At 69.6% G+C, this 11231-nt stretch carries 12 protein-coding genes and 1 pseudogene; 7 read left to right on the top strand and 6 right to left on the bottom strand.

Annotated features, from left to right (window positions below; translation table 11 throughout):
- Positions 1-319, top strand: a 319-nt coding sequence (locus ACO1BR_RS42870; RefSeq protein ID WP_426800546.1) for an SOS response-associated peptidase family protein, incomplete at its 5' end; no start/stop codon positions are given.
- A 61-nt stretch (positions 320-380) separates the two neighbouring features.
- On the opposite strand, the gene ACO1BR_RS42865 is transcribed toward ACO1BR_RS42870, so the two are convergent.
- The gene (locus ACO1BR_RS42865) at positions 381-812 is read right to left on the bottom strand and encodes a GNAT family N-acetyltransferase (RefSeq protein ID WP_426800545.1); all 432 of its coding nucleotides are present in this window, start codon (positions 810-812) and stop codon (positions 381-383) included.
- A 73-nt stretch (positions 813-885) separates the two neighbouring features.
- Positions 886-1524: a LysE family translocator gene (locus tag ACO1BR_RS42860; RefSeq protein ID WP_426800544.1), complete on the bottom strand. Its 639-nt coding sequence runs from the start codon at positions 1522-1524 to the stop codon at positions 886-888.
- Positions 1525-1700: 176 nt separating this feature from the next.
- Between ACO1BR_RS42860 and ACO1BR_RS42855 the strand changes: the two genes are divergently transcribed.
- Positions 1701-2054: a hypothetical protein gene (locus ACO1BR_RS42855; protein ID WP_426800543.1), complete on the top strand. Its 354-nt coding sequence runs from the start codon at positions 1701-1703 to the stop codon at positions 2052-2054.
- Positions 2055-2157: 103 nt separating this feature from the next.
- Here the strand turns inward: ACO1BR_RS42855 and ACO1BR_RS42850 are convergent, their stop codons facing one another.
- Entirely contained in the window at positions 2158-2727 is a 570-nt protein-coding gene (locus tag ACO1BR_RS42850) for a DinB family protein (RefSeq protein ID WP_426800542.1), read from the bottom strand.
- A 130-nt stretch (positions 2728-2857) separates the two neighbouring features.
- Between ACO1BR_RS42850 and ACO1BR_RS42845 the strand changes: the two genes are divergently transcribed.
- Positions 2858-3832: a helix-turn-helix transcriptional regulator gene (locus tag ACO1BR_RS42845; protein WP_426800541.1), complete on the top strand. Its 975-nt coding sequence runs from the start codon at positions 2858-2860 to the stop codon at positions 3830-3832.
- A 233-nt stretch (positions 3833-4065) separates the two neighbouring features.
- Here the strand turns inward: ACO1BR_RS42845 and ACO1BR_RS42840 are convergent, their stop codons facing one another.
- On the bottom strand, positions 4066-5310 hold the full coding sequence (locus ACO1BR_RS42840; protein WP_426800540.1) for an MFS transporter: 1245 nt from the start codon (positions 5308-5310) through the stop codon (positions 4066-4068).
- Between the two features lie 134 nt (positions 5311-5444).
- Between ACO1BR_RS42840 and ACO1BR_RS42835 the strand changes: the two genes are divergently transcribed.
- Together ACO1BR_RS42835 and ACO1BR_RS42830 are read left to right on the top strand one after the other, a co-directional pair.
- Positions 5445-6371, top strand: coding sequence for a LysR family transcriptional regulator (locus ACO1BR_RS42835; RefSeq protein ID WP_426800539.1), 927 nt, complete (start codon positions 5445-5447; stop codon positions 6369-6371).
- A gap of 259 nt (positions 6372-6630) precedes the next feature.
- On the top strand, positions 6631-8175 hold the full coding sequence (locus ACO1BR_RS42830; protein ID WP_426800547.1) for an adenosine deaminase family protein: 1545 nt from the start codon (positions 6631-6633) through the stop codon (positions 8173-8175).
- Between the two features lie 354 nt (positions 8176-8529).
- Here the strand turns inward: ACO1BR_RS42830 and ACO1BR_RS42825 are convergent, their stop codons facing one another.
- Both ACO1BR_RS42825 and ACO1BR_RS42820 read right to left on the bottom strand, forming a co-directional pair.
- Positions 8530-8811, bottom strand: coding sequence for an acylphosphatase (locus ACO1BR_RS42825; protein WP_426800538.1), 282 nt, complete (start codon positions 8809-8811; stop codon positions 8530-8532).
- A gap of 162 nt (positions 8812-8973) precedes the next feature.
- Complete coding sequence (locus tag ACO1BR_RS42820; protein ID WP_426800537.1) at positions 8974-9351, bottom strand: 5-carboxymethyl-2-hydroxymuconate Delta-isomerase; 378 nt, start codon at positions 9349-9351, stop codon at positions 8974-8976.
- Between the two features lie 371 nt (positions 9352-9722).
- On the opposite strand from ACO1BR_RS42820, the gene ACO1BR_RS42815 reads away from it, so the two are divergent.
- Together ACO1BR_RS42815 and ACO1BR_RS42810 are read left to right on the top strand one after the other, a co-directional pair.
- Positions 9723-10208, top strand: a complete 486-nt coding sequence (locus tag ACO1BR_RS42815; RefSeq protein WP_426800536.1) for a YfbM family protein — start codon at positions 9723-9725, stop codon at positions 10206-10208.
- An 848-nt stretch (positions 10209-11056) separates the two neighbouring features.
- A pseudogene (locus ACO1BR_RS42810) lies at positions 11057-11231 on the top strand (APC family permease); the annotation flags it as partial.

Below are 11231 nucleotides of genomic sequence, written 5' to 3'. Positions count from 1 at the left end.
CGGCCTCTACGAGTACTGGCGCGACCCCGACGTCTCCGACGATGACGCGCCAGGGGCGTGGTGGACGACCTGCACGATCATCACGACCGAAGCCACCGACGCCGCCGGACACGTCCACCCCCGCATGCCGCTGGCCATCGCCCCCGCCGACTGGAACGCCTGGCTCGACCCCGCCCACCACAACGCCGACGAACTCCGCGCCCTGCTGGCCGCCCCCGCCGCCGGCCACCTGAACACCCGTGCCGTGTCCACCGCGGTCAACAACGTGCGCAACAACGGCCCGCAGCTCCTGGACGACGCCGCCGACGACCACGCCTGAGCCCGGCCGGCGGGCTCAGCTGCATTGCGCACCGACGAGTTGGCCCTGTGGGCCAACCGGTTCACGGTGCCGGACTCAAGATCATCAAGTTCTCCGGGTCCGGGACGGGCACGAAGCCGACCTTCACGTAGACCTCGTGAGCGTCGCGCGTGGCCAGCAGAACCCGCTTGAGCTTGTAGGGGGCGAGGTGATCGCGCACCGCGCCGGCCAGCCGGGTTCCGAGGCCCTTGCCACGGTGCGCAGGAGCGACATACACATCGCACAGCCAGGCAAAGGTGGCCCGGTCGGTGACGACGCGGGCGTAGGCGACCTGGCAGCCCGCGGTGTCATAGATGCCGAAGTTCACCGAGCCGCGTATCGACTGCTCGACCGTTTCCCGGCTGCGTCCCAGTGCCCAGAACGCCTCAGTCGAGAGCCAGCGGTGCACGAGGGCGACATCGAGACGATCCGGGTCCATGGAGAGTTCGTAGCCGTCTTCCCTGCTTCTGATCATGAAGAAGCAGCGTAGTGACATGGCTTGGTTTTTCCAAGTGTCCACTTGGAAAAACCAAGTAGCGCGCTCGAAGTCAGTCCTTGCGGCCTGTGGCGGCGACGGTGACACCGAGGCCGATCATTGCCAGCCCGCCGAGGCCGCCAACCAGGGAAAGTCGACGGGGTGAGCGGGCGAACCAGTCCCGTGCGGTGGCCGCGGCCAGTCCCCACACGCTGTCGGAGGCCACGGCGATGATGTTGAAGACCAGCCCGAGCAACAGCATCTGCGCCGTGACGTGTCCTTGGCCGCGATCGACGAACTGCGGCAGCACGGCAGCGAAGAACACGATGGTCTTGGGGTTCGCCACACCGACCGCGAACCCCTCCCACAGCGTACGCAGGCTGCCCCGCGCCGCCTTGTCGGCGGTGAACGCGGCCTGGAACGAGCCGCGTTGCCGCCACGCCCTGACGCCGAGACACACGAGATAGACGGCGCCGGCCAGCTTGAGCACGGTGAAGACGACGACGGAGCGTTCCACGACGGCCCCGACTCCCAGCGCCACGGCCACGATGAGCACATAGGCTCCCAAGGTGTTCCCCACGACGGTGGTCAGCGCGGCGCGACGCCCTTGTGCCAGCGCGCGCCCGACGACGAAGAGGACGCTGGGCCCGGGAATCACGATCAGCAGGAAGGACATGGCCGCAAAGGCGAGCAGTCGGTCAGCAGGCACCATGGTGCTCATGTAAGCACGCACGAGCTACACATCTCATGCCGATTTCCCGACGGGGTCGCAGCGTCCGCGACCCTGCGCCGCGCCTACGAGCACCGCCCTACCCACCCCGCGGAGACGTCAACTCCGTTGCCCGCGCACCAGCGTCGCCGCGCGCCGGGGTGAACCTGGACGGGGACATGTCCGTGCCGGTCCCCGCAAGCGGCCTGAACGGCCGCTCCTTCATGGTGGTCGGTCACGACATGGGCGGCAAGACGGATCCGAGTGGGGCGGCCAGTTGGGGGCGCCTCGACGGCTGGAAGCACTGGTTGACGGTCACCGGCTCCCACCACGGCACCTTCACCGACCTGCCGATCCTCGCCGAAGAACCGGCAGTCCCGGAGCCACCCGGTACGACGGTCTCCGCCCAGCGGTCGGTGCAGACCGCCCGGGCCTGTGTCCGGGCCTTCTTCGACCTGCACCTGCGGGGGATGCCGGAGCCACACCTCGACGGTCCGTCCGCGGCCTCCTCGGACGTCACCTTCCACTCCTGATCTGATGCCGCGCACTGGTGCCCCGTAGTGGTGCCCCGCGTCCTCGTACGAGTCGACCGTAGGAGGACGCGGGTGGGGGCAACAAGACTGCCCCGCCGGCCAGTTAGCCCATGCTCTTGGCGCCGTCCAGGGACTCGCGGATGATGTCGGCGTGGCCGGCGTGCTGGGCGGTTTCGGCGATGATGTGCATCATCACCCGGCGCACCGTCCAATGCGCCCCCGCTTCGAACCACGGGGCCTTCGGCAGCGGCTGGGTGGCGTTCAGGTCGGGCAGGGTGGCGACCAACTCGTCGGTCCGGCGGGCCACTTCGGCGTAGTCGGCCAGCACACCGGCCAGCGTCTCGGTGGGCAGCAGGCGGAACTCGTCGGCCCGCCGGGCCCAGTCCTCCTCCGTCATGGCGGTGAAGTCGCCCATCGCGGACGGGCCCTCCAGGACGAAGTCCGCCCAGTGCCGCTCGACCGAGGCGACGTGCTTGATCAGACCGCCCAGGCACAGCTCGCTGGCCGTGGTCCGCTGCCGGGCCTGGTCGTCGGTGAGGTCGCGGGTGGTGAAGCGCAGGAAGCGCCGCTGGTGGGCCAGCAACGCCAGCAGGTCGGCACGCTCACCGGTGGCCGCCGGAGCGTCGGCCGGGTCGCGGTCGGTGGATTCCGTGCCGGTGATGATCTCGCTCATGGTCTCCGTCTTCCCTTGGTTCTGTGCCGTCGGTGTCTCGTGCCGTCGGCGTCCCTGTTCCGTCGGTCAGGGATGACGTTAGGAGGCATAGCGGTCACTTTCTGACCTGAATCCGGGGAGAATCAAGGTCATGGCAAACACCAGTACCCGGACGTTGCAATTGCTGTCCCTGCTTCAGACCCACCGGTACTGGCCGGGCACCGAACTGGCGGAGCGACTGGGGATCTCGGTCCGCACCCTTCGGCGGGACATCGACCGGCTGCGCGAGCTGGGATATCCGGTCGAGGCGCAGCGCGGCGTCGACGGCGGCTACCAGCTCGCTGCGGGCGCGGCACTGCCGCCGTTGGTGATCGACGACGAGGAGGCGGTGGCCCTGGCCGTGGGGCTGCAGACCGCGGCCCAGGGTGCGGTGGAGGGCATCGCCGAGTCCTCGGTCCGGGTGCTGGCCAAGGTCGTGCAGGTGATGCCGGCCCGGCTGCGGCGCCGCGTGGAGAGCCTGCGCACGATGACCGAGCCGGCCGACTGGGGCGCGGAGGCCGGGGCGGACGTCGACCCCGCCGTCCTCACCACGGTCGCCTTGGCCTGTCGGGACACCGAGCAGCTCCGCTTCTCCTACAGCGCCGCCGACGGCCGGATCACCGACCGGCACGTCGAACCCCATCGCCTGGTCTGTCTTCGTCGGCGCTGGTACCTGGTCGCCTACGACGTCACCCGGCACGACTGGCGCACTTTCCGGGTCGACCGGCTCACCGCACCGCACAGCACCGGCTCCCGGTTCCGGCTTCGCGACCTGCCCGCCGCCGACGCCGCCGCATTCGTCCGCGCCCGCCTGAACAACGTTCCCCGCCCGTACCGCGTGGAGGTTCTGGTCGACGCCTCGGCCGCGACCGTGCGCGAACGGATCGGCCGATGGGGAACGGTCGAGGAGGTCGACGCGGGGCACTGCCGTGTACGGATGACCGCCGACTCCCTGGACTGGCCGGCCATGGCGATGGGCGTGCTCGGCGCGGACTTCCATGTGCTGCACCCGCCCGAACTGCTCGACCGGATCCACGAGTGGGGGACCCGTTTCCACCGTGCGTCGTCCCGGCGCAGCGGGGGATAGGTCTGCCCCCCCCCGGAACTGCCTTGGCCCCGGGGCAGCGAGCGGCTTGCCAACGGCTGCCGGCGAGCACCCGGCCGTGGCTCAACTGCCGTGCTGCACAAGGGCCCTTGCGCAGCACGGCAGGTTCCGGCTCCTGTCGGGATTCGTCCTCGGTGCCTGTGACGTCGGATCCGAAGACGACCTGGTAGCCGCGTTCGTCCGCCTGCCGGGCCGTGGTGCGGCAGCAGCCGGTGTCAGGTGAGGCCCGCGGCCTGTTCCGTGGTGTTCCGGGGCGCCTTCTCGCGGCGCGGGAGCAGGAGCGGGGTGGCCAGGAGGAGGACTCCGGCGAGCGCGATCGCGGTGCGGGGGCTGGTGACGGCGGCAAGCAGACCCCATGCGGCGGTCAGGGCCGCGATGCTGGTGCTGCTGCTGACCGCCCACGCGGACAGCGTGCGGGCGACCCGGTCGGGGGCGGTGTGGTCGAGCCGGTAGGTGGCCAGCACGGGGCCGAACACGGCGCAGCAGGTCACCAGTCCGAGCTGGAGGACGATGATCAGTACCATCCCGGGGACGCCGGGCCGGACGAATGCCAATCCCACAGGCCAACACGCGCGCAGCGCCCCGGCGGTGAGCATCACCTTGTGCTGTCCGAAGCGCGCCACGAGGCGGGGCGCCAGGCGTGATCCGACGAGACCGCCGACGCAGGGGGCCGCGAACACGAAACCGTACTGCCAGGGTGCGAACCCGAGGCGGCCCAGCAGGAGTACGGCGAGCAGCGGCTCGGAGGCCATGATCAGGCCGTTGGCCACGATGGAGTTGAAGAGCAGCGGGCGCAGCGTGGGATGGGTGAGGATATGGCGCCACCCTTCGAGCAGGTCGCCGGCGCGCAGCCGCGGTGCACCGGTCCGTGCGGGGCGCGGCTCGCTCCCACCGATGGAGCGGATGCCCAGTGCCGACAGCAGGTAGCTGACCGCATCGGCCACCACGCTCGTCACCGGGCCGAACAGCCCGATGGCGGCCCCGCCGAGCGGTGGTCCCACCACACTCGCGGTCCACATCGTGGACTCGAACCGGCCGTTCGCGACGAGCAGGTCCTCCGGCGGCACGAGCGCCTTGAGATACGCACCGCTGGCAGCCCTGAAGGTGATGTCGGCCGCGGCGACGACGACGGAGACGACGAGAAGTTGCACGAAGCTGAGCCGGCCGAGCGCGAACGCGGCGGGGACGCTCAGCAACGCGGCGAAACGGGTCAGGTCCATCGCCACCATGACCGGCCGCTTGCGGCGGAACTCCACCCACGGGCCGAGCGGCACCGCCACCACGGCCCCCACCGCCCGCCCCGCGGCAGACAGCGCCGCCACCTGGGTCGGCCCGGAGTGCAGTACGAGGACCGCGATCAGGGGAAACGCACCGAACCCGAGCCATGTGCCGTACACGCTGACCGCATAGGCTGCCCACAACCGCCGGAACTGCCGTCCCAGCGTCCGCCTGCCCGTCATGTCCCACGCGCCTCTCGCCGATGTGAACAACCACTCGATGACCATCGGTATCAAAGCGACTGGCAGATGCCCGGATCAAACAACCGACCCGACAGCAAAGCACAACCATTGGTTGTGGATGTACCGTGGTCGGCGTGGATCTCGATGTTGTGCGCACCTTCGTGGCCGCCGCCGACGCGGGGCGGTTCCAAGACGCTGCCGCCGAACTGTCGATCACCCAGCAGGCCGTCTCCAAACGCATCGCCACGCTGGAGAAGATCCTCGGTGCGCGGCTGTTCACCCGTACCGCGCGAGGCGCGACGCTCACCATCGACGGACAGGCGTTCCTGCCGCACGCCCGCGATCTTCTACGGGTCGAAGAGCGGGCGGTGGCCTCCGTTCGTCCCGGCCGCCGCGCGCTGCGCGTCGACGTGATCGGCCGGCGCCTCGCCCCGGCCGGTCTGCTGCGCGACTTCCATCGCGCGCACCCCGAGATCGAGCTCGATGTCGTGACCCTCTTCGACGTCGACGGGGCCATCAACGCCATCCGGGCCGGCACGATCGACGCCTCCTTCCGCGCCGTCACCATGCCCGGCCGGCAGCTCCCCGACGACATCGGGGCCGCCCGGGTCTTCGACGAGCCGATCGAGCTCCTCACGGGACCGGCCCACGAACTCGCCGCCGCCCGCGCGGTCACGCCCGCCGAGCTCGTCGGACACCGGATCTGGATGCCCGGCATCGTTCCCGGCACCGAGTGGGGCGCCTACTACGACGCCCTCGCCGCCGCGTTCGCGCTCACCATCGAGATCACCGGCCCCGACTTCGGCATCGAACCCCTGCTGGACACCATCACCGACTCCCGGTCACTGGCGACCTTCGTCGGCGAGGAGACGCGCCTCGTCTGGCCCGTCGACCACGGCCTGCGGCGCATCGCCGTGCGAAATCCGACACCCGTCTACCCGCACTCACTGGTATGGCACCGCGACAACCCGCATCCGGGACTCGCCGTGCTCCGCGACCACCTCCGCTCCGGGCGGCGCGACCACTCCGACGCTGGGACCTGGACGCCCACTTGGGCATAGCGGTCAGGACCGCCGGACAACCCAACACCCGGGAGGTGAAGGGGCCGCACCGGAGTGGGCAGCGCCAGGCGCCCGCCGAACGTCCGCCGCCGTGAACGCCGGACCCCCTGGGGCCCCTGCCAGGTTCCCGGCCGGGAAAATTACCGAAAAGTGTCTCCCGGTAGCCCGGTTGAGCAGCAACGATGCGATGGTGAATCATGATCATCGTCGTGCCGTGAACCGTCGCCGGGCTCTCCGGGTCGGTCTGGCCACCCTCAGCATGCTGTCGTTGTCGTCCGCGCTGCCCGCCGCCGCGCAGCCGGCCAACTCCTCCGCCCCGACGTCGCGTTCCGTCCGTCCGACGACCGCGGCCGAAGCGCGTACCGCCGCCTACCTGGAGTCCGTTCGCCAGGACCCGGCGCGGCTGCGCGGTTTCTTCCGGCACCTGCCGAAGGGCGGTGATCTGCACAACCACCTCTCCGGCGCCATACCGACCGAGTACCTGATATCGCTCGCCGCCGAGGACGGACTGTGCATCGACGAGAAGACGATGACGGCGGTCGGGGCGCCGTGCGGTCCCGGGAAGCGGCCGGCGGCCGACGCCCGGACCGACCGGGCCTTCCACGAGGCTGTGATGCGCGCCTGGTCCATGGAGGACTTTCCGGCGGGACAGTCAGGGCACGACCACTTCTTCGACACGTTCGGCAAGTTCGGTGAGGTGACCTGGCGCCACCGCGGCAAGCTGCTGTCGAAGGTCGCCGACGACATCGCCGAGCAGAACCAGTTCTACCTGGAGACGCTGGTCACGCCCGCCTCCGAGGACGCCAAGAAGCTCGCCGACACGGTCGGTTGGGACGGCGACTTCGACCGTATGCACAAGGCCCTGGTTGCCGACGGCGGACTGGACCGCCTGGTGGCCACCGCCCGCAAGGAAGCCGACGACGCCGACGCTGAGTTCCGTACGGCCTCCCGCTGCGGCACCCCCCACCCCGCCCCGGGCTGCCGCCTGACCGTCCGTTGGAACTCCCAGGTCTCCCGCGGCAGCAGCCCCCAGCGGGTCTTCACGCAGATGGAACTGGGCCTGCGCCTGGCCGAGCGGGACGGACGGTTCACCGCGGTCAACCTCGTCCAGCCCGAGGACGGCGAGGTCGCCCTGCGGGACTACTCCCTCCAGATGCGGATGCTCGCCTATCTGCACCGCACCTATCCGCGCGCCCACATCACCCTGCACGCGGGCGAGTTGTGGCCGGGTCTGGCCAAGCCGGAAGACCTGAAGTCCCACATCGACGAGGCCGTCAACGTCGCCCACGCCGAACGCATCGGCCACGGCGTCGACCTCGTCCACGAGGACCACTGGCGGCAGCTGGCCCGGACCATGGCCGAGCGCCAGGTGGCCGTCGAGGTGCCCTTCACCAGTAACGCCCAGATCCTCGGCGTGAAGGGAGCCGAGCACCCCTTCACGACCTACCGCGCGTACGGGGTGCCGATCGTGCTGGCCACCGACGACCCCGGCATCTCCCGCATCGACATCTCGCACGAGTACCAGTACGCGTCCACCACGTACGGTCTCGGCTACGGCGAACTGAAGGATCTGGCCCGCGCCTCGCTGCAGTACTCCTTCCTGCCGGGCCGCAGCCTGTGGCAGGGCAACCCCACCCGGTACGGCTACCACCCGGCCCCCGCCTGCCGCGGACAGCTCCCGGGCGGCGGAACCCCCGGTGCCGCCTGCCGCCACCTCCTCGCGTCCAGCCCCAAGGCAGCCGTCGAGTGGCGGCAGGAGAGCGCCTTCGCCTCCTTCGAGCGGCAGTTCACCACCCACCGCTGACCGGTCCGCTGNGCCCCAAGGCAGCCGTCGAGTGGCGGCAGGAGAGCGCCTTCGCCTCCTTCGAGCGGCAGTTCACCACCCACCGCTGACCGGTCCGCTGACCGCTGTCCCCCTCACGGCCTCGGCGCACCCGTCCCCGTCACCCACGGGGCGCCGAGGCCGTGTGCTGCCGTACGTACCCGCCCCGACCGGCCACGCGAGGCCGGCCGCCGCTCCTCACGCCCCCGGTCCGAGCACCCGCCTGCATCTTCCGCGCGGTGGAACCCCAGAGTCCCGGGACCGCAGAGTCCCGGAGCCCGGGAACCCCGAAGTCCCGGAGGCCGTCGGCACCCGCGTAGCGCCTGCCGCACACGCTCACAGAAGCGGCGTGGGCAGAACCTCGAAGCCGCTCAGCCGGCCCGGCTCCTCGTCCCGAACCTCGACCTTCGCCACGGTCGCGGCCGGTGGCCCCTGGTGTGCCCAGTCGACCAACTGCGCGACGCGGTCCTCGTCTCCTTCGAAGACCGCCTCGACGTTCCCGTCGGGCAGGTTGCGCACCCACCCCGAAACGCCGTACTCAAGAGCGGTCTGCCGGCAGGTGTCCCGGAAGAAGACGCCCTGCACCCGGCCGGACACGATCACGTGCTTCCTCACCATGGGCAGGACTGTAGATCAACGGTCCGGGCCAGGGGACGACCACCGCGTCCGGCACGCCCCGCGAGCCGACCCGGGGTGCGGTTGAGGGCCTGGGCGCGGCGCGCTCCAGGCCCTCAGGCAGGACGGTGACGTGTCGTCCCCCCTCTGCTGTCACCCTTGCTGTCACTCCTGTGCGGTCGCCGACTCCACGTGTTTGGCGTAGGACGCGTCGAGGTCCCGGACCTCCACGGAGGCATGCACCGTGAGGCCGGTGGCCGCCGCCGTATGGGTGCGCACCAGGTCGAGGACGACCTGGCTCAGTAGCGTCTTGGTTTCCGTGCTGCGGCCCGGGAGGATCGCGAACTCCACGTGGATCAGGGCGTGTTGGGGTTCGTCGTGGGCGATGACGACGTCGTCGACGCAGCGGAAGCGGGTCTTGCAGCTCTCGACGGTGATGCCGTCGACCGTCTTCGCGGCGAGCGCGTGCAGTTCACGGGCGAAGCGGCGGCGGTCCAGGACCTCCCGCAGCGTCGCGTCGTGGTCGATGAGGATGTGCGGCACAGGATCTCCTCCGGGAACAGGGAACCAGCCGGCGGCCGCGGACGGTCACCAGCGGCTATCCAGCGATATCTGGCCCTTGCGGCGGTGCAGTTGGGAGCGGGTCGTCGTGGAGAGGAACGTTAGCGGACCGGCCGACCGCGCTTGCGGGGAGCCTCGGCGAGCGGACCGGCCCGTGCAACCCCCTCTCCACCACCCCCTCTCCACCACCGCCGAATCCCTACGCCGTCGCTCACCGCTTCCGCCGTTCGCAAGCCGACCGCGGCCCGTGTGTCAGAGCGGTGTGGAACACTCGCCGTCGCCGTACGAACAAAGGACCGAACCAGTGCTGAGCAAGTGCTGAAAACGTGCTACATCAAGGGGGATTGGCATTCATGAGCGTGAGCATCTCATTCATCAGCGCGACCACGGAGGAACTGGATCGGGGGGAGAACGACCCGAGTTGGGCCGATGAATACATCTACGAGCTGTACACCAGCGACGACGTCTCGATACCGGATCGACCTCGCGGCGGCCCGGACAAGGCGTGGGCCGGCCTCCAGTTTCTGCTCGACGAGACGGACGCGGAACTTGATTTCCTGATGGACGGGTTCCAGATCCAGAAGGACGGCACCCTGTTCGGGTGGTCTGCGGAGCAGATCGAGAGCGTGGCACGGCAACTGCGGGCGAGGCCGTGGGAGCGGTTGGCGGCGCACTACGACCCGGAGCGGATGATGAAGGAGAAGGTGTACCCCAACACCTGGAGGCTCGACCCGGAAGGCGAGCTGGACTGGCTGGAGCGCTCCTACGACGATCTCGTCGCATTCTTCAAGGAGGCGGCCGCAGGTGGATATGGGGCGTTCATGAGCTTCAGCTTCTGAGCCGAGCTTCCGCGCGTTCTGGATCAGCCACCCTGCCTCCTTCCCGGCAGGCCGGGGACGAACCGCGCCACATCCCGATGCCGCACGCGCGCACGCACACGCGACGCGACCTCTGGTCAGGGGTGAGAGAAAGCCCGCCGGGCCTGACCATGGCCCGGCGGGCCGCGCCGGGCCCCGCTCTGCTGGACCTGAGCGGAAGCTGGACCTGCACGGAAGCCGGGGCGGCGCAGCCGTCGGACGGTTCCGGAGGGAGTGTCGCTCGCCCCCCATCGGACCGGCCCCGGCGGGCCGGGGCGAAGCCCCCGAGGCATAAGGTCGCCGGGTTCAGCGGATCATGGACAGACGGAGCCCGCGGCGATGGATATGCCCGGTCGACGCCACCGACGGAATGCGGGCCGCCGCGTTCTGCCTTGATCACACGGGCGCCGGCCAGAGCCAGAACACACCGGTGTCCACACCGAATGGCGTCGTCCCGTTCCCGGTCGGCGCGGCGGCAATCATCCTCTGTGCCGGGCAACTTGACGGAGAATTAGTTCAGGGCTCGGGACCCTGAATACGGTGGACAGTCGCGCGCAATAGCAGTGTCCGGAAGTGAAAGATCGACTGTCGATCGCGTAGTGCGGACGGTGAGGCGAAATGATCGAGGGCGGCATTTCGTCGCCCCTCGGACCTGCGTATTCATCCCGCTGCCCATCCGGGCCGGCATCCCGGCGGTATCAGAGAAGAGCGGCCGGGAAATTTTCCGGGGAAAGTAATATTCCGGTAATGACTCTTTTTATATCCGTAAACGCTTCCTACTCTGAGGCGACTTTTGCAGCAAAGCCCTGGGCTTTTTTGAAAGGCGCCGCATGGTAAGCGTTAACGAGTTTGCTCCCCAGAAGGCACGCGACCCCAGCTCTCTCCGTCGGGATGTGGGACTGATCGGGTTGATGTGGGCCTCAGTGGGCTCCATCATCGGATCCGGATGGCTGTACGGCGCCCAGAAGGCCGTTGTGGTGGCGGGTCCGGCCGCGATGATCTCCT

The organism is Streptomyces sp. YGL11-2 (assembly GCF_050054615.1).
In the GTDB taxonomy this organism is placed as follows: Bacteria; Actinomycetota; Actinomycetes; order Streptomycetales; family Streptomycetaceae; genus Streptomyces.
This window is presented reverse-complemented; position numbering and strand designations above follow the sequence as displayed.